The following is a 20844-nucleotide window of genomic DNA, read 5'->3' on the forward strand; positions in this document are numbered from 1 at the left end:
TTCTGCGATCAAACCGTCGCGAACAATCCATCGAACTCGGCCCGGATTGCAGCCTCTCGCGCCGCGTCAGGCGTCGGAAAGCCACTTTCTACTGCCTTCGCCCGCGCAAGTGGCCTGCCATCGAGGACCGGCACGTTGACCACGACTTGCTGCATCTCATCCATATGCCCGTTGCAATGCAGCACGATATCGCATCCTCCGGCAATGATATTCGCAGCGCGCTCGCCGATCGATCCGGCCAGTGCGTTCATCGACGCATCATCGGAGAGCAACAGGCCATTGAAACCGATAAGCTCGCGAACGAGCCCGTCGATCACCTTTCGCGATGTCGTCGCCGGATTGTCCGGATCGATCGCGGTGAATACGACATGGCAGGTCATTGCGAGGAGTTCATCCTTCATGGCAATGAACGGCGGGAAATCATGCGCTTCCAGCTCCTCGCGCGAGACATCTACGACCGGCAATTCGTGGTGGGAATCGGCGAACCCGCGGCCATGGCCGGGCATGTGCTTCATGACCGGCAACAGCCCACCGGCCTTAAGCCCCTCGGCCGCCGCCATGCCCATGTCGGCGACGGTGGTGGGATCCCCGCCGTATGCGCGGTTGCCGATGACGTTGCTGCTGCCTTCGACCGGGACGTCGAGCACCGGAAGGCAGTCGATATTGATGCCGAGCTTCGACAGGTCGAATGCATGCAGGCGTGACATCAACCAGGCGGCGCGCTTGCCCCGCTCCTTATCCTGACGATAGAGGTCGCCCAGCTGCTGTCCCGAAGGGTAGTGTTGGAAGATCGGCGGACGGATTCGCTGCACGCGACCGCCCTCCTGGTCGATCAGAACCGGTGCGTGCCAGCCGACGCTTTCGCGCATTTCAGCGACGAGATCGCTGATCTGTTGCGGTTCCGAGATATTGCGTCCGAAGAGAATGAAGCCCCAGGGGCGTTCGGCCTTGTAGAAGACCTTTTCTTCGGGCGTGAGGGAAAGGCCACCGCAGCCCAGGATCATTGCTTTTGATTCGGTCATACTCGAATCATAGTGTCGCCCGGCCGAATTACGAGCGGCGGCAACCGCCATTCACAAAAAAACGGCGGACATTGCCCGCCGCTTTTCAACTGATTGTGTCGAACGTTACTTCGAGATCAGGCAGGAGCCGCCTGCGGCGCGATACTTTTCGCAGATTGCCGCTGCTTCATCCTTGGAGGATGCCGGAATGCGCACGCGGTAGAATGTCCCCTTGCCTGCGATTTCCGCCTTGCGGATCTCGTAGTTGCGGCCGCTGAGCACGCCTGCGAATTTCTTCGATAGGCTGGCATAGGTTTTCTTGGCCTCTGCTTCCGAGGGCAGCGACGCAATCTGCACACCGTAGCTGCCCGATGGCGCGACCGCGGTCGGATGAGCCTGCGTTACAGCAGCCGGCGATACGACCGCCTCTTCCTTCGGTGCTGGTGGTGCTGGTGGTGCCGGTGCTGCGGCGGGTGCAGGTGCGGCGGCGGCAACCGGGCGCGTCGCCGGAACAGGCGCGGTGTCGGTCTTCGTGCTCGTTACAGAACGGACCGGCGGATCGACATTCTCCGGCGTTGCTGCTGCAGCCTTGGCAAGGACATTCTCGGAAGCCTGCGCAGACGAGGGCGTGGCGGCTTCGACCGGCGTCGAGCGGATGTCGGCGGAGGCCATCTGGCCCGCAGCCGGCGTTGTGGTAGCTGGTGCGAGGGCGGACTTGGTTCCCGCCGTAATCTTTTGCGTCTGCACCGTCGTCGGCTTTGGAAGTGCCGCCTGGGCAGCCTCCGGCTCAGGTGCAGGCTCGTCACGAGCCACCAGCGTGCCGTCCGGCTTGACAATCATAGTACGAACCTTGCGGGCAGACACAGACGGCACCCTGTCGGGATCGCTCGCATCATCAGCCGCAGCCTGCGTGGCATCGTGTGTCGGCAGCAGACGCGGATCCTGGGTATCGTCGACCGGCGTTGCAATCGCCGGCGTTGTCGTATCGCTGTCATTATCCTCCGGCAGCGTTTCAGGTGTCAGCGTACGTTGGACAACATCGACCGGTTGCTCGTCGCTTGAAACCAGAGCCTTCTGTTTCGGCGCTTCTGCTGCGGCGCCGCCGACGCTGTCGTATACGGCCTTGTCCTGGTTTGGCACCGTCTTGCCGCCCGGATTTTCGGGCACGACCTTCACCGGTTCTTTGTCGGCGGTGATGACACGCGGCTCACCGGAGGCAATACCGATACCGCCGTCACGCGTCAGGAACGAATAGCCGGCATAGACCACGCCGCCGAAGACGACGATGATGGCGGCAGCCGCCAACATGCGCTTCATCGAACGGGCGCGGCTCATATCCTCGGCATCGCTCGCCGACTGGATCTGAACTTCCGAAATGTTCTCCCTACGCTGCTGCACGGGCTCGTTGACGCTGCGGCGGAAATCCTCTTCGAGAGCCCGCTCGAACTCGTCGAATCCCTGCGACTGGGCTGTCTGCCCGGCTGCTGCCGGTGCAATCGGAGCGGCGGAAATCGGGGCGCGCGTCCGCCAATCCTCGGCGGACGATCTGGCTGCCGTTTCGACTGGCTTGGCAGGCGCGAGCAGATTGGCGATCTCGGCATCGACATCGAAGTCGAAGTCGGAGGTTGCTACGACCGGCTGCGGCTTCTCGACCGGTGGAAGCGTCGGAACATGCATTTCTTCGACGGCTTCCGGATGATACTCCGCGTCCGAGATCATCGACGGGTCAAACGGCAATTCGTCTCTGGCATCGGCAGCAAACTCGGCTGGCACTGCCGCCATTGGGGCAGCGGCAACAGGCACGAAGGGTGCCTGTTCAAAGACAGCCGCTGGTGCATGATACATCGGCGAGGACGGAATGATGGGCGCGGGACGCGGCGTTGGATCAGGCTGATAGCTGGCCACAGGTGCGACCGGCTGAAGCTTCTCCTGCTCCACCTCGCGGGCGACGATCGGCTCTACGAAATCGAGATCGGCCAGCTCGAGCTCAATGCCTTCCAGGTCGAGCTCGAAGTCATGCCCGGCGAACGGGTCTTCTGCTTCCGGCTGCGCCTTGGCGACAACGGGCAGCGGCTCTGGCTTGCGCTCCGGCGCTGCTGCAACGGCCGGCTGGGGAGTATAAACCGGGGCAGGCACCGCCGGCAAAACCGGCGTAACGTCCACCGCGGAAACCGCCGCGACCTGCCGCTCAGGCACCGGATAGTGTGAAACATCAGCAAGAAGATCGTCTATGTCGAAGGCGACTTCGTCGACTTCAGCAGGCGCTGCTTCAGTCAGGCCTGCATCGGCCTGGACAGTACCGTCCTTTGCGGCGGCCGCCAGATCGAATGCCTCGTGATCGATGAATTGTTCAGGGGCCGGCGCCTCGATCGCTGCTCCCAACGGCTCGTGTCGGTCGATTTCCGCGGGGAACCCGGCCGCTGTTGGCATTTCGAATTCGGTCACAGGCAAAGCAGCAACCGGCGCGTAAGCCTCAACGGGCGCAGGAACCGGCACGTCCGCTGGAGCAATCGGCTCTACGCGACGCGCGGGATGGAAGTTGGCGATCGGCAACCGAATGCTGGCGGCCGACCATTGCGGCGCCTTTGCCGGTTGCACAGGTGTTGGAGCAGCACCGATCGAGAGCTCCAGCTCCTCGATCAGGTCACGGGCACCGCCGGATACCGGCTCAACGGGCCGAGACACGCCCGACCCCGCCCAATCGACGGACGAAAGAACGGAACGCATGTCAGGTTGCTGCTCGACAACAGGAAATTCGTCCTCGCGGACCGGCTCCGAACCAAGCGAGGCCTCATACGCGGCAGACTTCGCGTCATCATATGCAGGCTCCGGCTCGACATAGGCAACCGGCTCGACGAACACTGGCTCAGCCGGCTGATCGACAACCGCCGGCGCATGCGGGGCGTCATAGCGTTCGAATTCGCGCAGCAACTCGTCTTCGAGATTGAAGGCCGGCTCCTGCCGCGGAGCGTCGGCGACTGTATTGGCCGCCACGCGAGGCTCGAAGCCGACGATGCGCGCAAGTTCCGCCAAAGGATCATCGTCGGCAAAGAGGTCCGTATTCTTACGCGTGTCATACGCCCGCTGTTTGTCTGCCATACTCATCCACTCGCAAATGCAAAGGTTTCGTGCCAGCGCATTGTGGGTAAATGGTGACGCTACCGCATCTCTTCCGGCGCAGCGGTCCCTGCAATCGCAAGTCCCGACTTCAAAACCGACGCAACGGCGTACACCAGCCCTAGTCTGGCTATACTCGATTCTCGGCTCTTATCGTTAATAAATCGTAAGTCTACCTGATCCTTGCCTTTATTCCAATGCGCATGGAAAGAACTTGCCAGATCGTAGAGGTAAAACACGACTCGATGCGGCTCCTGTGACTGGGCTGCCGACTCGACAAGCCTCGGGAACTCCGCAACCTTCGCAACCAGTTGTAATTCCGCAGGATCAGATATTCCGGCCACCGCTGCGGCAAGGTTCGCAGGCGAGACGTCGAGGTCAGAAAATGCCTCTTTCGCCTGCCGAAAAACGGACATGCAACGAGCATGGGCATACTGCACGTAAAAGACCGGATTGTCTTTCGATTGCTCCGTTACTTTGGCGAAATCGAAGTCCAGCGGCTCGGAACTCTTGCGGTAAAGCATCATGAAGCGCACCGAATCGCGGCCGACTTCCTCGACCACATCGCGGAGCGTGACGAAGTCACCCGAGCGCTTCGACATCTTCACGGGCTCGCCATCACGGAACAGCTTGACCAACTGGCACAGGAGAACGGTGAGCTTTGCCTTGCCCTCGGAGACGGCGCGCGCAACCGCTTCCAGGCGCTTGACGTAGCCGCCATGGTCGGCGCCGAGCACATAGATCATCTCGTCGAAACCTCGGTCGAACTTGTTCTTGAAATAGGCAACGTCGGCGGCAAAATAGGTGTACGCACCGTCCGACTTGATCAGCGGCCGATCCATGTCGTCGCCGACTTCGGTCGAGCGGAATAGCGTCTGTTCGCGATCTTCCCAGTCTTCCGGCAACTGCCCCTTCGGTGGCGGCAGCGTGCCCTTGTAGACATGGCCCTTGAAAGTCAAATCGTTGATCGCCGTGCGGATTGCGGACGCGCCGTGGGCATGCAGCGTGCGCTCGGAAAAGAAGACGTCGTGGTGCACGTTCAACGCGGCGAGATCCTCGCGGATCATAACCATCATTGCGTCTATCGTGCGATCCTTCACAAGCGGCATCCACTGATCTTCCGCCATGCTGTGCAACCGGACGCCATAGTCACGCGCCAGTGACTCGCCGACGGGCACGAGATAATCGCCCGGATAGAGACCAGACGGAATCTCGCCGATCCTTTCGCCGAGCGCCTCGCGGTAGCGCAGGAAGACCGAGCGAGCCAGCACGTCGATCTGCGAGCCGGCATCGTTGATGTAATATTCCTTCACCACGTCGAAGCCGGCAAAGGACAGCAGATTGGCTAGCGCGTCGCCGACAACGGCGCCACGGCAATGGCCGACGTGCATAGGGCCGGTCGGATTGGCGGAGACGTATTCGACGTTGACGCTCTTGCCGACGCCAAGCGTCGAGCGACCGTAGCCGGTGCCTGCCTCGATCATCGACGCCAGGAGGCGCTGCCAATAGCCGACCGCGAGCCTGATGTTGATAAACCCGGGACCGGCAACCGAGACGTCGGCGACGTCGGCATCCTCCTTCAGCTTGGTGGTGATGATCTCCGCCAGGGCGCGAGGGTTTGTCCCCAGCGGCTTCGCCAGCACCATCGCAGCATTGGTTGCCACATCGCCGTGGCTTGGATCGCGCGGCGGCTCGATGGTGATGCGGCCGAAATCGAGCTCGGATCGCTTTTCCTTGACCAGATCAATCTGTTCGAGGGCGGTTTTAATCCTGGCTTCGAAATCGGTAAAAAGGTTCATCGCACTGTTCCACGCATAGGCTAGCCACAAGGCATTACCCGACTTTTGCCGGGCGACCGCTGCCTATCGCAAATCCGGAGTATGGTCAAACAATCGCCTATGGGCACTGATTGCATAGGTGTCGGTCATGCCGGCAAGATAATCGCCGACGTGCCGCGCCTTCGGCGCAGTTGCCAGGCCGGCGATGTGATCGACCCAATAGTGGCTCTGCATCTCCTTCGGATTGTCCATGTAAGCCCCGAACAAATCCGTAACGATCCGTGCGGCGCCAGCGCGAATGCGCATGATCTCGGGATGACGGTAGATGCGCTTGAACAACATCGCCTTGATCTGGCTGTCCGTCTCCGCCATCGCCGGGGAAAAGGTTGCAATCACGCGATTGGCATGGCGGACGTCATCAGCGCTCTGCGGCTTCACCTCGGCAAGGCGCTCCTGCGCGACCGAAATAACGTCTTCGACCATGCGCGTGATCTGACGGCGCATGATCTCGTGGGTGAAACGGCTCGGCTCGAGGGTCGGATAGCGCTCCCTCACCTCAGCCATGAGGTCAGCAAGAAAGGGTATCTCCTCCAGCATGTCGAATGTCAGGTAGCCGGAGCGCAGACCGTCGTCGATGTCATGCGTGTTGTAGGCTATATCGTCGGCTATCGCGGCAGCCTGCGCCTCGAGGCTGGCAAAGGTATTGAGTTCGAGGTCATGAACCTCGCAGTAATCGAGGATCGGCTGCGGCACCGGACCCCGCGTTCCAACGCCGTCCTGGGTCAGAAGTGGGCCATTGTGCTTTACGAGTCCTTCAAGGCTCTCCCAGGTCAGGTTGATGCCGTCGAAGTCGGCGTAGCGGCGTTCGAGCTTGGTGACGATGCGCAGTGATTGGGCGTTGTGGTCGAAACCGCCATAGGGCAGCAATACCTCGTGCAGAGCGTCCTCGCCGGTGTGCCCAAAGGGCGTGTGGCCGAAGTCGTGGACGAGAGCCACGCCCTCCGCCAGGTCCTCGTCCAGCTTCAGCGCCCTTGCGAGCGCGCGTGCGATCTGCGCCACTTCGATTGTGTGGGTCAGGCGCGTGCGGTAGTGATCACCATCCTGAGCAATGAATACCTGCGTCTTGTGCTTCAGGCGGCGGAAGGCCGTGGTGTGCACGATGCGGTCGCGGTCGCGCTGAAAGTCGGATCGGGTGGGGCTTGAGCCCTCCTGATAGAGCCGTCCGCGCGTCGTCCACGGGTCCGCCGCATAGACCGCCCTGTCACTGTTGCCGAAACCTAATGCACGCCTGTCGATCGTCATTCTTCACCGTTACTTGCCATCTCGCAGCGGCTGCCCATTGACGCCGCTTTCCGCTCTTCATACCTATAGAGACGGTAAACGGCAAAGAGGCCCTTTCTAGGCTACTTTCCCGCAAATTGCAGTTTCGTGATATAAGGCGCAAGTGCCTTTGAAATCAGTCGTTTGTAACCGGCGGCTAAAATACTATTCTCTCCGGATCTTGACCCCGGCAGGAGCAGATATGACCGATACGAGTGTAACCCTTTCCGACGCTGCGGCAAAACGAATAGCTGTAATCGTCGGTACCGAGCCCGGCAAAAGCGCATTGCGCGTGTCTGTCGAAGGCGGCGGCTGTTCGGGCTTTTCCTATAAATTCGATCTCACCGATGGCGTACAGGCAGACGACACCATCGTCGAGAAGAACAATGCCAAGGTGTTGATCGACAGCCTCTCCCTCGTCTACATGGCGGGATCGGAGATTGACTTCGTCGACAACCTCCTTGGCCAATCCTTCCAGATCAAGAATCCCAACGCCGTCGCGAGCTGCGGCTGCGGAACCAGCTTCTCGATCTAATTCCATTTGGATCTATCCACATCGAACCGGCCGAAGAATGCCTTCGGGCCGGTTTATCGTCGTGCTGAAGGAGCGCGGTAGAAGAAGGCGACTAGCGGAAACAGGACCTCCCATGAAGATCGCGACCTGATCTGGACGATTGCTTACCCTTGACAGTTGAACCTTTCGCCATACCTCTGACTTGGGTGCGGGGGCGTTTCTTCTGACAATCAAAAGGGAAAAAGAAATGAAGATCAAGATCCTCGCTGTGATGGGTCCTTTCCTGGCCGCGTCCGTCGCTCTCCTAGGTCCAGCAGGGATCTCCAGAGCTGCTGAAGAATGGTTCGTGCTCGGCCAGCAGACCATCAAGTCCGTAAATCCAAGCGTCAACATTAACAGTGAAGGGGATCGATGGAAAAAGGACGTCAAATGGGTGAAGCTCGCTGCCGATGGCGCGGATGTGAAGCTCGATAAAGTTGTGCTCCACTGGGACAATCGCCCTGATGACACTGTCAACGACCTCGGCGTCCTGAAATCGGGAGGTCAAACGGCTGCGAAGAACGCTCCCGGGCGCAAAGGGCGCCTCACCGGTGTTACCGTCCAGTACCAGATCCTCAATAACGCAAAAACGGCCACCCTCAAGGTCTTGGGATATGACTGAGCGATAGGCCTCCAAGCCAGCCGAATGGTTTTAAACTGCGCGCTTGCTACTCGGCGCGGCAAGCGCGCTTCACGCTGGCGACCGATATGCCGAATTGCTGAGCGGTAGCCGATATGCTGGCACTGTTATCTTTCCGCCATACGGCAACCTCGACATCATTGATTGTCTTCTCACGCCCCAGCGCCTTACCTGCTGACTTTGCGCGGGCAATCCCTGTCATCTGGCGGGCTTTGATGTTGGATCGCTCCAGTTCGGCCACCGCCGCCAGCATAGTGAACATTGCCTTGCCTATCGACGTGGACAGGTCAAATCCCTCTCGCAGGCTGATGATTGAGACGTCTTTGCCCAGGAGCGCCTCGACAGTGCCCAGCACATCGATGGTATCGCGCCCGAGACGGTCAACAGCTGGAACAATGAGCGTGTCACCCTTACGCACGTACTTGACTAGCGCAGAGAACCCGGGTCGCTCCAAGGCTTTGACTGCTCCCGATATTCCCTCATCCGCAAACCAAACTTCAATCCTGTGACTTTGCTCGATACTGTGGCGCTGCGCCTCAACGCTTTGCTCACCCGTCCTTGCCCTTATATAACCAATGACAGCCATAAATCCCCCGGAGAACTAGCTCAAAACCTATGGCTCATAATATAGGCCATAGCTCAAATTTGAGCAACACCTTTGAGCCAGTAAGGAAATCACAGTATCGGGGTGGGTCACAGGGTGCACCTTTTGAGCCGTCGGCACGACGAGGATATGCCCTGCGCGAAACAATTTTCTCGGGATGCCCTTGGGGAGAACTTCGATTTTCCTATTGGGTAGCAACAAGCACATGTTAAATAATGCCAAGAAAGTTCCTGATTCACAGGGGCAAGCAGGAAAAAATCGTCATTCGTATGGTTCCAAACTGGCGGCACGAGGTTGATGAGACGGGGTTTGCATGAGTGACTTCACGGGCTTTCGTTTCATTGATCTTTTCGCAGCATTGGTGGACTTCGGCTGGGTTTCGAGGCGAACGGGGGAGGCGTTTTTACGTGCGAAATGAACAAGTATTCGCAGGAAACCTACCGGGCGAACTTCGGATCAGACCACGAGATTGCTGGCGATATTACACAAGTCGCGGCGCAGGATATCCCTTCCCATGATCTCCTCCTTGCCGGCTTTCCCTGCCAGCCGTTTTCAAGCTCATGCATCGCAGAAAACGTATTATCTACAATTAGTTAGGATAAATAGTTGAAGATAGCGACATGGAACATAAACGGCGTCAAGGCGCGCATCGACAATCTCACGCAATGGCTGAAAGATTCCGACCCGGACATCGCCTGCCTGCAGGAGATCAAGACGATCGACGAGGGGTTTCCCAGGCTCGAGATCGAGGCGCTCGGCTATCATGTGGAGGCCCATGGCCAGAAGGGTTTCAATGGCGTGGCGATCCTTTCCAAGTCCAAACCGGACGAGGTCAGCCGAGGACTTCCGGGCGATCCGCTGGACGAACAGTCGCGGTTCCTCGAGGCGGTGTTCTCACTGCCGGGCAATCGGGTCGCCCGTGTCTGCTGCCTCTACCTGCCGAACGGCAATCCAATAGAGACGGATAAATATACCTACAAACTCGCCTGGATGGAGCGGCTGCGCAAATTCGCCGCGGAGCGACTGGCCTACGAAGAGATCCTCATCCTCGCCGGCGACTACAACGTCATCCCCGAGCCGCATGATTGCTTCGATCCGAAAGTCTGGGAGAACGATGCGCTCTTCCTGCCGCAAACCCGAGAGGCTTTCCGCAGGCTGGAGAGCCTCGGGCTCACCGATGCCGTCCGGGCGACCACAGATGCAGTTCCGGCCTATACGTTCTGGGATTATCAGGCCGGTGCCTGGCCGAAGAACAACGGCATCCGCATCGACCACCTGATGCTCTCGCCGGAGGCGGCCGACCGCATGACATCGACGGCAATCGAGAAGCATGTTCGCGCCTGGGAAAAGCCCTCCGACCACGTACCTGTCGTCGCATATTTCGACTTCGCGGCCTAGTCAGAGCCACAGGTGACGAAGGCATCCGCCCCCTAAGTTTGCGGCAATCTAATCCGTGTTGCTTGTCGCGATCTTGTGCGACATCGAGATCGCGGTACGGCGGTCGCTTTCGGTTGCCACCGAAAATGCCTGCTCCTGCAAGGACTCCATCCAGCTGCAATCTTTGGGCTTGCAGCGATCGAGCGCCGCGGTCATCAGTGCCAGACCGTTCGCGGCCTGGCCTTCCTGGAAGAGAATATTGCCGAAAACGGCCATGGCACCCGGATGGCCGCTTTTGCGGGCCTGATTGAGCCATTTCTTGGCCTGCTGGGCGCTGGTGCCGCCGCCCTCGCCCGCAAGCATCATCTGAGCGAGCTGGAACTGCGCTTCGGGCACGCCGAATGTCGAAGCAACCTGGAAATAGAGCTGGCGTGCCTGGCTGAGATCGGTCTTCACCGGGCTGCCCGGGATGCCATGCTTGTAGTAATTGGCGAGCGAAAGCAGTGCATTGACGAAAAAGCCGGTATCCTCGGAGCCCGGCTCGACGCCCTGTTGCGCGATCTCGCTATAGATCTTGAAGGCTTCGAAATCATTCTGCGTGACGCCATCGCCATCGGCATACATGTTGGCCAGGGCCCAGCGCGAACCGGTATGCCCCTTTTCCGCTGCATACTTGTAGGCTTCGACGGCCTCTTCCTTCTGCCCGTTTTTATAGGCCTTGAAGCCGAACTTGAAGAGATCGAAAGGACCGGATTCCTTGGTGACGCCCGACTTTATGTCGAACGCGCCGGCCGGACAGGCAAGCGCCGCGAAACACGCGACGGAAAGCCCCATAAGCATCAATCTGAAAGGTCTGAACTCGGACGTCAGCATTTCACTCGATTTCTTTCGTTTCCACCCATGCCAGCCATCGCGGACGTTCCATCTCTACGACCTGCCGACCCAGTCCTTTCGGCGAGCGATCCCACGGTGAGCTCAAAGGCCCCTTTGCCCGCGTCGCATCCAGCCTTACGCCCTCCTCCAAGAGGCTCCATTCCCTGCGCATCGACGTTGTCCGCCCGCTTCCCGGCGCGGCTCGCCTGCGATGCCAGCAACTTCGTTTTTGCGAAACCGCGGTGCGGCATTTCGCTTCCGGAACATAGGTAGTCAACAATTGTGACAAAACCTGAGCGGTTGTTACCGGACACCGATTCCGGCAACCACACCGTCCTGAAAAGAGAAGGGAAGGAAGGCTGGAAGGCGCTGGACCCGAGCCAAGCGTTTCGGCTGAAACGTCCTGCAGCCAAAGCGAAACGAAAGAAACGGCATCAACATTGCCGCACCGATCACTTGCCTCAACTGCACTTGGTGAAAACCGACCCATCTTACTCTTTACGCGCGTCCCATGCCTGTCATTCCCTCGCCCGAGCTTAGCGCTGCGCCTAGTTTGTGGCGGGAAATGGACATTTTGCCCTGAAGCCGATCTTACGTGAATGCTGGTAAAAAGCTGTTGCTGAATCGTCACAAAATGATACGGCGGAAGAGCATGCTTAACGGTCTGTAGACAAAGAAAAGCCCGACAATTTGCCGGGCTTTGATTTGCACTGATCTTCAGAAGTCAGAACTTGACCTTGATGCTGGTCGATATGGCGGCGACGAGATCATTGCCGAAGGAATAGCTTACGTCGTTGCCATATGTGACGCCATCCTGCATCAAAGCACCCGATGATCCACTGGTAAGGACGCCAACCGCACCCGCGAGGCGCCATTCAATATTTTCAGTCGGGCTATAGGCGGCGCCGAGGCCAAGCGTCCAGCTATCGGTCTGCGCACCATAACCATGACTGGTTCCACGATCCCAAGTAACGCTTAAAGCGCCGCTCCATTGATCGTTGAACTTATGCCCCACCCCTCCTGTGACCGTCCAACCGTCTTGATAAAGCAGGTCGAGGGACGTCAACTGGTTTTTGTACGTGCAGCTCGTGCCCCGTGTTGACGTGGGGCACAGGGCGATCGATTGCAATACACTCCAGTTTGTCCACTTAACCGAGCCGAATGCTAACCAATCCGGGGCAAAACCCGTCTGCAGCCTCATTTCAAGCGAGTCTGGGGCTTCGGTCTCACCATAGACATTGGTAATCGCACCGAACGGTGCTGCATTCAGAGGCACAAGCGGTGCCGAGACTTGCGTTAAGTCAACCGTACCGCTCAGGCTGTCATACTTAACTCGGCTATTGTAAACTAGGCTTGCACGCATCGCATATTCAGGAATTTCATAGGCAAAGCCGGCGCGCCAACCCCAACCGCTATCCTCAAGATCCAGACGACCAATGCCGGTCCCTGTGCCAAGTGCCGCAGGAATCGTGCTGACGAGGCGCTCCTTGAAGCCATCCACCTCTTGATAGAAAGTACCCCCGATTAGGCGAAGCTGTCCTGGCCCCACGTCAAATTTGTAAGAACATGTCGCGCCGTAGTTGTGCGTCGAAATCTTTGTTTCGATGTTGTTATTGGCGCCGGCCCAATTCGCGCCCGGGTTCGTATGGGCCCCAAATGGCTCGGAATAATCGAACAAGCAATCGACCGCATCGCCCACACCAGCCTTGAAGCCAATGTACGGAACCGCGTAGTTCTCCGTATCATCCGCAGTGTTTGGTCGGTTGTTCAGGTTCCCGCCACCGGGGTATGCAGTCGTGTTCGTATCCCGAACGTTATCTAGCTTGCGCTGCGGCATGACATAAATCACGCCCGACTGAATAGAAAACTGCGATGCATCGAACAGCTGGTCGATGTTATAGCCGCCACGATCTAGCCCGCCCGCGAAGGAAGGCTGCGCCAGCGTTGAAAGTAGAGCAAGCGATAAGCCGCCTGCCAATGCCTTACGAGATGCCAATGTGTCTCCCCCACTCCGGCAATTAGAATTGAGGGGGACTGTGCAGGCGATCCCGAGAAATGGCAACTTTGCGAAGGGATCGATTGGAAAGTGAGCTAATGGATCATTTACGTAAAAAATTGACGGGCACGTCAATATTTTGCCTAAATGGAAAAAAATTCCAACAATTCCGTAATTATCCCCAAAAAGAGGGTGATCGTGCCCCTCAGGCGACAGTATGTAACCCCCAAACAACACTCTTATTTTTCGCCGTGAGAATGTGGAAAAGCTGTGAAATCAGGCGTGAAAAGCGCTTTGGGCTTCAAACCACCACAATGAAATCACAAAATCCCTAGTCCACGACGAAAAAGGCGCCCGATTCTCTGTCGGGCGCCCTGGGAATTAAATACTACCTTCCGTTGATCTCACGCCGCTTCGGCTACACGCGAGAGTGCAACGCGCAGGCTGGCTATCTGTCCCGTAAGCTCTTCCAGGCGGTCGCGCTCGGCGGTCACGACTTCCGGGTTGGCATTGGCCACGAACTTCTCGTTCGACAGCTTGCCGTTGATCCGCGCCATCTCGCCTTCCGTCTTGGCAATCGCTTTTTCGAGGCGTGCCTTCTCAGCGCCGAGATCGATAAGGGCACCGAGCGGCAGGCAGGCTGTCGCTTCGCCCACGACGATCTGCGCGGCCCCCTTCGGTGCCTCAGAGGTCAGCGAAACTCCATCGACGCGGGCCAACCGCTTGATTGCAGCGTCGTGTCGGGCAAGACGTTCGCGGGTCAGACTGTTCGCGTTGACAACGACGAGCGGCGCAATTGCCGAGGGTGGCACGTTCATCTCGGCGCGGACCGAGCGAATGCCGGAAACGACGTCGATCAGCCAGTTTATCTCGTCTGCTGCAGCGTCGTCGGCGTAGGATGGCGCGGGCCACTCTGCATGGCAGACCAGGCTGTCACGCTCGACACCATCACCGGCAGTATGCGCCCACAGCTCTTCGGTCATGAAGGGCATGAACGGGTGCAGCAGCTTGTAGATCTCTTCGAGAATATATGCGCTGCAGGCCTGGGCTTCCTTCTTGGCGCCTTCATCCGCACCGCCGAAGACCGGCTTGAGCAGTTCGAGATACCAGTCGCAGACCTGATTCCAAACGAAGCGATAGAGCGCGCCGGCGGCGTCGTTGAAGCGATAGGCCTCGATCGCTTCCGTGACATCGCGCTCGGCACGGGCAAGTTCCGTCAGGATCCAGCGGTTGATCGTCAGTTCCGCGGCTTCGGGAATGAAGTGCGGATCGCTAATGGCGCCGTTCATCTCGGCAAAGCGAGTTGCGTTCCAGAGCTTGGTGCCGAAATTGCGGTAGCCGGCGATGCGGGCCGGGTCGAGCTTCACGTCGCGACCCTGAGCAGCCATGATCGCCAGCGTGAAGCGCAGCGCGTCGGCGCCGTATTCGTCGATAAGCTCGAGCGGGTCGATGACGTTGCCCTTCGACTTCGACATCTTCTGGCCGTTCTTGTCGCGAACCAGCGCATGAATATAGACCGTGTGGAAGGGTTCGAGGGGATTTCCGTCTTCATCCTTCATAAAATGCATGCCCATCTGCATCATGCGGACGACCCAGAACGGGATAATGTCGAAACCGGTGACAAGGACATTGGTCGGATAATACCGCGCAAGTTCCGCCGTCTGCTCGGGCCAGCCGAGTGTCGAGAACGGCCAGAGGGCGGACGAGAACCAAGTGTCGAGGACGTCTTCGTCGCGGGTGAGAATTTCGCCCGGCTTGAAGTTCTCAAGCAAGTCCTCGACATAGGCCTTCATCGGCCCCTCGTGCGAGAGGTAGTGCTGGATGGCGGCCTGCAGCGCTTCCTCTTCGGTCTTCTCAACGAAAACCTGGCCATCCGGACCGTACCAGGCCGGAATCTGATGTCCCCACCAGAGCTGGCGAGAAATGCACCAGGGCTGAATGTTCTCCATCCATTGGAAGTAGGTGTTTTCCCAGTTCTTCGGGACGAACTTTGTGCGGCCTTCGCGAACCGAAGCAATCGCCGGCTGGGCCAGCGTTTTGTTATCCACCCACCATTGCTCGGTCAGGCGCGGTTCGATCGGCACGCCACCGCGATCGCCGTGCGGAACCATATGCTTGTGTGGCTCGATCCGGGCGAGAAGTCCTGCTTCTTCGAATATCTCAACGATGATATTGCGCGCCGTGATACGATCTTGGCCTTCAATCCGATCCCAGGCCCCGTGGAGGGCAGCAGGGTGATCTAGGCCCTCCAGGAAGTCCTCGTTCTCCTTGATGGTAATCGTCGCATCGACATTCATAATGTTGATTGCGCGCAGACCCCTACGCTTACCGACTTCGAAATCGTTGAAATCATGTGCAGGTGTCAGCTTGACGGCGCCGGTACCCGCGGTCGGATCGGCATAGTCGTCGGCAACAATGGGGATCCTCCGGCCGACGATCGGCAGGATGACGTGTTTGCCGATGATAGCCTTGTAGCGATCATCGTCCGGATTGACCGCAACGCCGGTATCGCCGAGCATGGTTTCCGGCCGGGTCGTGGCAACCGTCAAATAGTCCCGCGTCTCAAACTCGGTCGGGTTCCCGTCCTCGTCAAAGGCGACAGGGTGCCGGTAGGTAACGCCCTCTTCCAGCGGATAACGCAGGTGCCAAAGATTGCCCTTGACCTCGATCTGCTCGACTTCCATGTCCGAGATCGCCGTCAGCAGCTTCGGGTCCCAATTGACGAGCCGCTTGTCCTTGTAGATCAGGCCTTCCTTATAAAGCGTTACGAAGACTTCGAGAACCGCGGCCGAAAGCCCCTCGTCCATCGTGAAGCGTTCGCGCGACCAGTCACAGGAAGCGCCGAGCCGCTTCAGCTGATTGAAGATCAGGCCGCCGGATTCCGCCTTCCATTCCCAAATCTTCTCGACGAAGGCCTCGCGACCCATCTCGCGACGGCCAGGCAGCTGGTGCTCCATCAGCTTGCGCTCGACGACCATCTGCGTGGCGATGCCCGCGTGGTCCATGCCCGGCTGCCATAACACGTCCTTGCCGCGCATGCGCTCGAAGCGGACCAAGACGTCCTGCAGCGTATTGTTGAGAGCATGGCCCATGTGGAGCGAACCGGTCACGTTAGGCGGCGGGATGACGATCGTGAATGTCTCGGCGCCCGGTTTGGCATTGGCGCCCGCGCGGAAAGCATCCGCCTCATCCCATCTCGCGGCGATTTTCGGTTCAACGGCAGCGGAATCGTAGGTCTTATCGAGCATTTGGGGACCAGATCTGGAGGTTCTATGATGCGGTTGGTAAATAGGATGGCTGCTGGCAAGTCAATAAAAAAGCCGCCCCGGAGACCGGAGCGGCTCTGAAGACAAAGCTGTTCCGATCAGCGGCGCGGACCGCGCGCCACGCGCTCGATTTCCTCACGTACTAGCCGTTCGACCAAGGTCGGCAGGTTGTCATCGAGCCAATCGCGCAGCATTGGGCGCAGCATATCCTCGGCGATCTCGTCCAGAGAGCGCCGCTCGGCACCATCGATCGCGGCTGCAAGCTCTTCGAACGACCGGGCGATCTGCAAACCTGCATCCTGCGAAAGGAGCGCCGGCTGTGTGTCTTCCACGATGCTGGGGAGCATGCGCTCCGAAAACGGAGCAGCAAAAGCGACCTCCGCCGGCCCATCCGCGGTCGGGACAACACCTGCCTGCGGTTGCACCGCAGGCAGGGTCGGCACGTCGTACTGCGGTGCTACCAGCTTCTCTGCCGCGATGGCTGCCTGCGGGGCCGGCGTTGCAACCGGCGCAACTGAATCTTCAACGATACGGGGCATTTCGATCGGCTGCTGCGGTGCCTCGAACATATGTGCCGGAGCGTCGGGGCGCATTTCCTGCTGTCGGAAACCAGGCGGCACTTCTCGCTGCAGCTGAACGGTGTTTCGCTCGGAGGCAGCACGAACGCGAGCGGCAACATCTGCAAGCGACATCGCGCGAGCAGGCGCTTCCAGTGCTGGCGCGGATCCTGCGGAATTGGCTGCGACAAAACGCGGATCAGGCTGAGGGATCGTCTCTGGGAACTCGACGCCGGCATATGCCTGGTCGACGGTCAAATGAATGTCAGAGTCGCGGTCGTCCTCATCGGCACCGTAGACCGGCGGCAGCGATGCGGATAGTGCCTTGCCCGCGCCCGGTTCATTGCTCTCGATGATCTGGCGGATCGACGCCAGAATTTCTTCCATGGACGGTTCACGCGCTACGCTTGGCTGAGCCATATCTATCCCCGTTATTCAGAAACAACGACCGGATTGCGTGGAGTGGGCATCCGAATCACCCAGACTGTAGGATAGCCGAATGGGGAAAAAAATCATCGCGAATCAAATGAATGCTGCCATGCACAGTTTTCTCCGACGCTGCGGCATGGCGCAAAAGCGACGGAACAGAAACGGGCGCCAAAGGCGCCCGCTGCGAAAAACGACCCGGCAATAAAAAGGGTTCAGAATACGAATTCTCGGGCCTTGGCAAAGCCCGGAAGCGGCTTCACGGAGGCATTGAAGAAGACGTTTTCCGACACAGCGCCGCGCTCGCAGACGAAGACCTTTGCGCGCGCCGAGCCGCCGTATCCCTGAACCGTCACGAGGCGGCCGCCATCGCGAAGCTGGGAAAGAAGCGCCTGCGGAACCTCCTCGACGGCACCGTTGACGAAGATCAGGTCATAAGGCGCGCCGGCGGCGCTGCCCATGCCGAGAGGTCCCGTCACGACGGAGACGTTGGGATAACCCGCCAAATTGGCCTTGGCGGCTGCAGCCAGGTCCTCATCCTCTTCCACCGCGACCACCGAGCCCGCCAGGATCGAGAGCAGCGCCGACACGTAGCCCGTGCCGCAACCGATTTCGAGAACGACGTCGTCCTTCTCGATCTCCGCGAGCTGGAGAAGCTTGGCAAGCGGGGACGGCTGCATTAGGTAACGAACCGGGTTGCCGGCTCCTGCCGGACAGATTTCCACATCGTTGTCGAGATAGGCGAGCGCCTTCGACTTTTCCGGGACGAATGCCTCGCGCGGTACCGCAAGGAACGCCGTCAGCACGGAATGCGAGGTGACGTCCGTCGTGCGGATCTGGTTGTCGACCATATTGGCGCGTGCTGTTTCGAAATTCATCTTGTCCTCTCGCCTAGTGAAAAGCGGTTCTGTCTGCTCGTGTCTTAGTCTTCAGGCAACAGCCTTTCAAGGCTTCCCCGCGACCTCAGGCAAGAATTAAAGGGGCAGCGACCTCATGGCAGCCCCCGACGCAATCCCCCATACAATTAGGGGACACCCCTGTGATATTATTGCAACCGGACGAATTTGAGGAGGAGGCGCATCATGTCCATGATCGTTGAGTATTTTTCGCTGTTCGACTTCTTCATTGTTGCCGCGCTGCTTGGAATTTTCTGCTGCGGCTTGTTCGACGGCAAAACAAGCTGAAGCTTCCATTTCTCGCCGGGCGACAACCGCCGCGAGAGCGTTCAGGTTGCTGTCAGGTTCGTACTTGATATTCACGCCTTGAAGACTCGGCGAGTGGAATAGTGAACAGATCTATCGTTTTCGGCGGGGTCTTCGTCTGTACTCTGGTGACGTTGGTGCTCGTGATACCACTCATTCACCGTGGCGCACCCAATGTCACCACAAACGGCATTTCACCGATACCTTCCCTGCAGCGGATCAATTGACTGCCCAGCACAGCAGATTTCGGTGGGCGCCTCGCTTCGTGGGGCGCAGGCTATCCATTCAAGCCCGAACAGCAAAACCTGCAAAGTATCGGGGCGTTTGTGGCGACGCTGTCCGTTCGCTGTCGTTTTGATTACCCGTCATGAAGCTGGCACCGCTGCAAAAGCTGGCATCGAAGTAACCCCGCCGCCAATCGCCGCTCAATTACTGCTCCCATCGAGCCGTATAGCCGGTACCCTATCCTCAAGCGATCAAATCTGCGCGCGCCGCCCCCTGAGGATAATTCCGCGGACCGTCGCCCAATCGGCGTTTCGGAGAAGGTCCCTTGCGCTATTCACACTGCCCTCCACGACCGCGGCGACATTTCCAGAGCTCTATCAGCTCGTTTTGAGCAACGCCGGTTTGCAGCAGTATATCGACCACCGCCATCAGCGCGTGGCGGCCCATGGTCATGGCTGGCGTCGTATTTTCTGGCGGGAGCGACGAATTCGGAGTTAGCCCTTTCTACGGAGTCCGGTGTCGCCGCCAACCCCGCGCCTTCCGATTGAGAGAACGCAAGGCCACCAGACCAAGAACCAGGGCAAGGCCACCCACTTGAAAGAGTTCCCGTAAGAAAGCTGCATCGAGTCCTCCCGTGTTCGGGTCGCGCAAGGATCAGAGAATGGCGATCGTCAGCGCAACCAAAAGCAACCAAAGCTGGTGTCGCGCTGTCCAGATTTAGCGGGCTGCGCGGACAACGGCCTACCCGGTGAACCTGCAACGTGGCGTTGGTCCTTGATAGTTTCGAGCTACGATTGAATCGGTGCCAAACTGCGGCCCCTCAAGGACGGAACCGAAGGCGCGAATGTATTGCCGAACCTTCATTTTGGGGTGGCGGAACGGCGCACTCCAGACTGACCTGCAAACATACAAGCCATCGCTTAGTCAGCCGCGTCGCTAGTTCGCAATGGGTCATCCGCCTTGCGCGCGTTGAGAGATACGCGCTTTGGAGCTGATGTCGGGCCCGCCGCATTCACATTGGCGTGACTGTAGTTTAATGTGGCACAAAACCCTCTCTCAGCCGTTTGCCTGTTGAAAGCACATGGTGACTAAAATGATGAAGGTCGCAGTCTTTTGCCTGTCTCTGGTGGCAGCATTTTCGAGCGTGATGCCAGCTGAGGCATTCCCATACTTCAACCGGCCGACGCGACAAAGTACCGACGGCCAACTGATCCAATATCGCGGACACTACGGCGGAAACTACGGTGGCTCGTGGGGCCGCTATAGAAACTATGGTCGCAGCTATTACGGCGGCTATCGGCCTTATGGTGGCTACCGCTACGGACGCTATGGACACTATGGCGGCTACAATGGCGGCGGCTACTACGGCGGCGGCTATTATGGCGGCGATTACAACGACTTAGGACTGCTATTCGGCGGATTGGCGACTGGAGCGATTATTGGCGGTGCGCTCGCCCAGCCAAGGTATTACTATGATCAGCCAAGGTACTATGATCAGCCTCGATATTACGGCAACTCGCACGCCGACTGGTGCTATTCGCGATATCGGTCCTATAGGGCTTACGACAATACGTTTCAGCCATACTACGGCCCACGGCGCCAATGCATTGGTCCTTGATGCGCCCCGCGCGGAGGACAGAACCGAGGTCTGAAACGGCAACGCATTGCCACACCTAGCTATTGGTGTGGCGAAGCGGTTCACTTCCAGACTGATCTGCAAAAACATGCAGAAAAATCATATGTTTATAATATATAGAGAAGAAGTATTGGAGGCCTCGCCCGGAATATCGAAATTAAGCGATTTCAAGCGGTTGCGGCCAAGATTGCCACACTGGGGCTGAGATATTTTCCATTGAATTTCAATGGCGACTGCCACACCCTGCCACACCTTTTCAGCATATGCGGCAGG

Annotated in this window: 15 protein-coding genes; 5 read left to right on the forward strand and 10 right to left on the reverse strand. The window is 58.6% G+C overall.

Going from position 1 to position 20844, the window contains the following annotated elements; translation table 11 throughout:
* Positions 1-8 precede the first annotated feature (8 nt).
* From nagZ to AC1D2R_RS22740, 4 genes are all read right to left on the reverse strand, one after another.
* Entirely contained in the window at positions 9-1022 is a 1014-nt protein-coding gene (gene nagZ / locus AC1D2R_RS22725) for a beta-N-acetylhexosaminidase (RefSeq protein ID WP_477970724.1), read from the reverse strand.
* A 105-nt stretch (positions 1023-1127) separates the two neighbouring features.
* Positions 1128-4100 (reverse strand): SPOR domain-containing protein, encoded by a 2973-nt coding sequence (locus AC1D2R_RS22730; protein ID WP_477970726.1) that lies wholly within the window; start codon positions 4098-4100, stop codon positions 1128-1130.
* 59 nt (positions 4101-4159) lie between these two features.
* Complete coding sequence (argS, locus tag AC1D2R_RS22735; RefSeq protein WP_477970728.1) at positions 4160-5917, reverse strand: arginine--tRNA ligase; 1758 nt, start codon at positions 5915-5917, stop codon at positions 4160-4162.
* Between the two features lie 63 nt (positions 5918-5980).
* Positions 5981-7198, reverse strand: coding sequence for a deoxyguanosinetriphosphate triphosphohydrolase (locus AC1D2R_RS22740; RefSeq protein ID WP_477970730.1), 1218 nt, complete (start codon positions 7196-7198; stop codon positions 5981-5983).
* Between the two features lie 220 nt (positions 7199-7418).
* Between AC1D2R_RS22740 and erpA the strand changes: the two genes are divergently transcribed.
* Entirely contained in the window at positions 7419-7751 is a 333-nt protein-coding gene (erpA, locus tag AC1D2R_RS22745; protein WP_477970732.1) for an iron-sulfur cluster insertion protein ErpA, read from the forward strand.
* Between the two features lie 226 nt (positions 7752-7977).
* Positions 7978-8391, forward strand: coding sequence for a hypothetical protein (locus tag AC1D2R_RS22750; protein ID WP_477970734.1), 414 nt, complete (start codon positions 7978-7980; stop codon positions 8389-8391).
* 46 nt (positions 8392-8437) lie between these two features.
* Here the strand turns inward: AC1D2R_RS22750 and AC1D2R_RS22755 are convergent, their stop codons facing one another.
* Positions 8438-8995, reverse strand: a complete 558-nt coding sequence (locus tag AC1D2R_RS22755; protein WP_477970736.1) for a recombinase family protein — start codon at positions 8993-8995, stop codon at positions 8438-8440.
* A 390-nt stretch (positions 8996-9385) separates the two neighbouring features.
* On the opposite strand from AC1D2R_RS22755, the gene AC1D2R_RS22760 reads away from it, so the two are divergent.
* Together AC1D2R_RS22760 and xth are read left to right on the forward strand one after the other, a co-directional pair.
* On the forward strand, positions 9386-9610 hold the full coding sequence (locus AC1D2R_RS22760; protein WP_477970916.1) for a DNA cytosine methyltransferase: 225 nt from the start codon (positions 9386-9388) through the stop codon (positions 9608-9610).
* 9 nt (positions 9611-9619) lie between these two features.
* Positions 9620-10411 carry an exodeoxyribonuclease III gene (gene xth / locus AC1D2R_RS22765; RefSeq protein ID WP_477970738.1) on the forward strand — a complete coding sequence of 264 codons (792 nt, stop codon included), beginning with the start codon at positions 9620-9622 and terminating at the stop codon, positions 10409-10411.
* 48 nt (positions 10412-10459) lie between these two features.
* Here xth and exoR read toward each other — a convergent pair whose 3' ends face one another.
* From exoR to AC1D2R_RS22790, 5 genes are all read right to left on the reverse strand, one after another.
* A complete protein-coding gene (gene exoR, locus AC1D2R_RS22770) occupies positions 10460-11263 on the reverse strand; it encodes an exopolysaccharide production regulator ExoR (RefSeq protein ID WP_477970740.1) in 804 nt (267 codons plus the stop codon).
* A gap of 724 nt (positions 11264-11987) precedes the next feature.
* Positions 11988-13259 (reverse strand): OmpP1/FadL family transporter, encoded by a 1272-nt coding sequence (locus tag AC1D2R_RS22775; protein ID WP_477970742.1) that lies wholly within the window; start codon positions 13257-13259, stop codon positions 11988-11990.
* 404 nt (positions 13260-13663) lie between these two features.
* Positions 13664-16507, reverse strand: coding sequence for a valine--tRNA ligase (locus AC1D2R_RS22780; protein ID WP_477970744.1), 2844 nt, complete (start codon positions 16505-16507; stop codon positions 13664-13666).
* Between the two features lie 116 nt (positions 16508-16623).
* Entirely contained in the window at positions 16624-17502 is an 879-nt protein-coding gene (locus AC1D2R_RS22785; RefSeq protein WP_477970746.1) for a PopZ family protein, read from the reverse strand.
* Positions 17503-17723: 221 nt separating this feature from the next.
* On the reverse strand, positions 17724-18386 hold the full coding sequence (locus AC1D2R_RS22790; RefSeq protein WP_477970748.1) for a protein-L-isoaspartate O-methyltransferase family protein: 663 nt from the start codon (positions 18384-18386) through the stop codon (positions 17724-17726).
* Positions 18387-20028: 1642 nt separating this feature from the next.
* On the opposite strand from AC1D2R_RS22790, the gene AC1D2R_RS22795 reads away from it, so the two are divergent.
* Entirely contained in the window at positions 20029-20553 is a 525-nt protein-coding gene (locus tag AC1D2R_RS22795; RefSeq protein ID WP_477970750.1) for a BA14K family protein, read from the forward strand.
* Positions 20554-20844 lie beyond the last annotated feature (291 nt).

This window comes from Rhizobium sp. P1_C7 (genome assembly GCF_056406295.1).

Excerpts from the sequence above, each read along its gene's own strand:
- AC1D2R_RS22795 (WP_477970750.1), top strand. The coding sequence starts at position 20,029 with ATGATGAAGGTCGCAGTCTTTTGCCTGTCTCTGGTGGCAGCATTTTCG.
- AC1D2R_RS22740 (WP_477970730.1), bottom strand. The coding sequence starts at position 7,198 with ATGACGATCGACAGGCGTGCATTAGGTTTCGGCAACAGTGACAGGGCG.
- AC1D2R_RS22755 (WP_477970736.1), bottom strand. The coding sequence starts at position 8,995 with ATGGCTGTCATTGGTTATATAAGGGCAAGGACGGGTGAGCAAAGCGTT.
- AC1D2R_RS22780 (WP_477970744.1), bottom strand. The coding sequence starts at position 16,507 with ATGCTCGATAAGACCTACGATTCCGCTGCCGTTGAACCGAAAATCGCC.
- erpA (WP_477970732.1), top strand. The coding sequence starts at position 7,419 with ATGACCGATACGAGTGTAACCCTTTCCGACGCTGCGGCAAAACGAATA.
- nagZ (WP_477970724.1), bottom strand. The coding sequence starts at position 1,022 with ATGACCGAATCAAAAGCAATGATCCTGGGCTGCGGTGGCCTTTCCCTC.
- AC1D2R_RS22750 (WP_477970734.1), top strand. The coding sequence starts at position 7,978 with ATGAAGATCAAGATCCTCGCTGTGATGGGTCCTTTCCTGGCCGCGTCC.
- AC1D2R_RS22785 (WP_477970746.1), bottom strand. The coding sequence starts at position 17,502 with ATGGCTCAGCCAAGCGTAGCGCGTGAACCGTCCATGGAAGAAATTCTG.
- argS (WP_477970728.1), bottom strand. The coding sequence starts at position 5,917 with ATGAACCTTTTTACCGATTTCGAAGCCAGGATTAAAACCGCCCTCGAA.
- exoR (WP_477970740.1), bottom strand. The coding sequence starts at position 11,263 with ATGCTGACGTCCGAGTTCAGACCTTTCAGATTGATGCTTATGGGGCTT.
- AC1D2R_RS22790 (WP_477970748.1), bottom strand. The coding sequence starts at position 18,386 with ATGAATTTCGAAACAGCACGCGCCAATATGGTCGACAACCAGATCCGC.
- AC1D2R_RS22730 (WP_477970726.1), bottom strand. The coding sequence starts at position 4,100 with ATGGCAGACAAACAGCGGGCGTATGACACGCGTAAGAATACGGACCTC.